Raw genomic sequence first — 1,639 nt, 5'->3', positions numbered from 1 at the left:
GCTAATAGCTCAAATCATCTGAAGATGATTGGGGAGGTTTAGGAGGGGATAACCGGATCTGATGTTAGGCTTGATCTGTAAAATGGAGGCGATCGTCACCTTCGGCAGGATGACTGGGTGCTATCTCTATCCAGCAAATCTCATCACCTGGATTGAGTGACTCGGGTTGTTCCTCTTCCTGCCATTCAATCTGTGCGATCGGATTTAACGAAGACGTTTACCTTCTTTCCAATTGAAGATACGAAGACGTTTACCTGACCTCTTGAAGAGATGAAAATATTAGTGACACCTTCTTTAATTCCTCCCTTGGCTACATCTTTTGAGGTGGCTTTCACTACCTCAGTAGTCTGTTTTTCATCATCTTCCAGGGTAGCTTCCACCACATCAGCAGTCTGGTTTTTATCATCTTTCGGGGTGTCTTTCCCCTCTTCATTATCCAGATCTTTATTTCCTTTATTTGAACGAATTATTTGAAAAATTAAACCAGCAATCGCAGCGAATGTCAGTAATAAGCCCAGCCACCCGGCAACGATAAAGGCGACAATAAGTAAAACGACAATAATTACTAAAAGACTAACAACACAACCCCAGCCATCCTGACCTTTCTGAATAGAATTATTTGTATCTTCAGTCATATTTAACAATCCTCAGCCTTGACTCAATCATGTACAGTCGTTGCGAAGTGATTATGCACTAGAACTTGAATGGGCTTTTTCTGTCCTCAATCAGATCACCCTGAACAACTGATAAAGTGTGACTATTAACGTTATATCAGTTTTGCAAGTCAGAAAAAGTAATAAAAAGTAACAAAAAAGTCAGCAAAAAGTAACGTTTCTGTTGTACCATATTCTAAACCGATCATTCTGGTCGATCGCAGAATTGGTACGCCCCAGCTCGGGAGTGAAGCGCGGGTACTGACTCTGTTTCCAACCGATGGTATGGTTATGAGAGCTTTTGAGGGTCTGGGAGCCATGACAGTGGACGAAGCGCTGGCGATCGCGGAAGTCGTACTCGATTATGAACGCCTCAACGATGTTCAAGAGATCGTGTTTCGTCAGGCTTGGGAGGGTTTATCTTACCGTGACATGGCCCACAACACTGGCTATGCTGAGGACTACCTCAAGGATGCGGGGGCAAAACTCTGGAAGCTGCTCACAGAGGCATTTGGGGAAAAGGTCAAAAAGGGTAATTTAAGGTCAGTTCTGAAGCGATATTTATGGCGGAATCAAATCACTGTACATCGTAATCAGGTGACTGGAGTTAATTTGAGTGGAGCAAATCTGGGGAGTACAAGAGTTGTCGGAAATCTATATGAATCCAACTTTTGTCAAGCGGATGTATATAAAAACAAAAAATCCGACAACTCAGAAGAAGGTAAAAATACCGAATCTGAGCAGCAGACTACCTCGGAATCATTATCCTATGATTGGAATGGTTGGCAGTTTCGCTCCCAAGCAGAAGTGAATATTGCAGAAGCCCTCGATCGCGCCGATGTTTTGTTCTTCCCCAACGCCAAGGCACGGTTGAACACCCCGAACGGAAAGCAAAACCCATCCCCTCATTTTCTGATCTGTTGCAAAGCAAAGCTGGGAATTTTAGCGGTAGATGTAGATCATCGCGATCGCGAATCCAGCACTGA

General features: G+C 43.7%; 2 protein-coding genes. One reads left to right on the top strand and one right to left on the bottom strand.

From position 1 onward, the window contains the following. Window positions 1-185: 185 nt before the first annotated feature. On the bottom strand, window positions 186-635 hold the full coding sequence (locus tag LKE08_RS02145; RefSeq protein ID WP_324702544.1) for a hypothetical protein: 450 nt from the start codon (window positions 633-635) through the stop codon (window positions 186-188). Window positions 636-971: 336 nt separating this feature from the next. Here LKE08_RS02145 and LKE08_RS02140 point away from each other — a divergent pair. Then, window positions 972-1,639: hypothetical protein (locus LKE08_RS02140; RefSeq protein WP_324702543.1), on the top strand; the 668-nt coding region annotated here is incomplete at its 3' end.

Origin of the sequence: Lyngbya sp. CCY1209 (genome assembly GCF_035615495.1) — a bacterium.
In the GTDB taxonomy this organism is placed as follows: Bacteria; Cyanobacteriota; Cyanobacteriia; order Cyanobacteriales; family Microcoleaceae; genus Limnospira.
Note: the sequence above shows the minus strand (reverse complement) of the source record. Positions and strands in the feature narration are given on the sequence as shown.

Bases quoted from the DNA above. Each gene is read 5' to 3' on its own strand.
- LKE08_RS02145 (WP_324702544.1), bottom strand. From the start codon at position 635: ATGACTGAAGATACAAATAATTCTATTCAGAAAGGTCAGGATGGCTGG.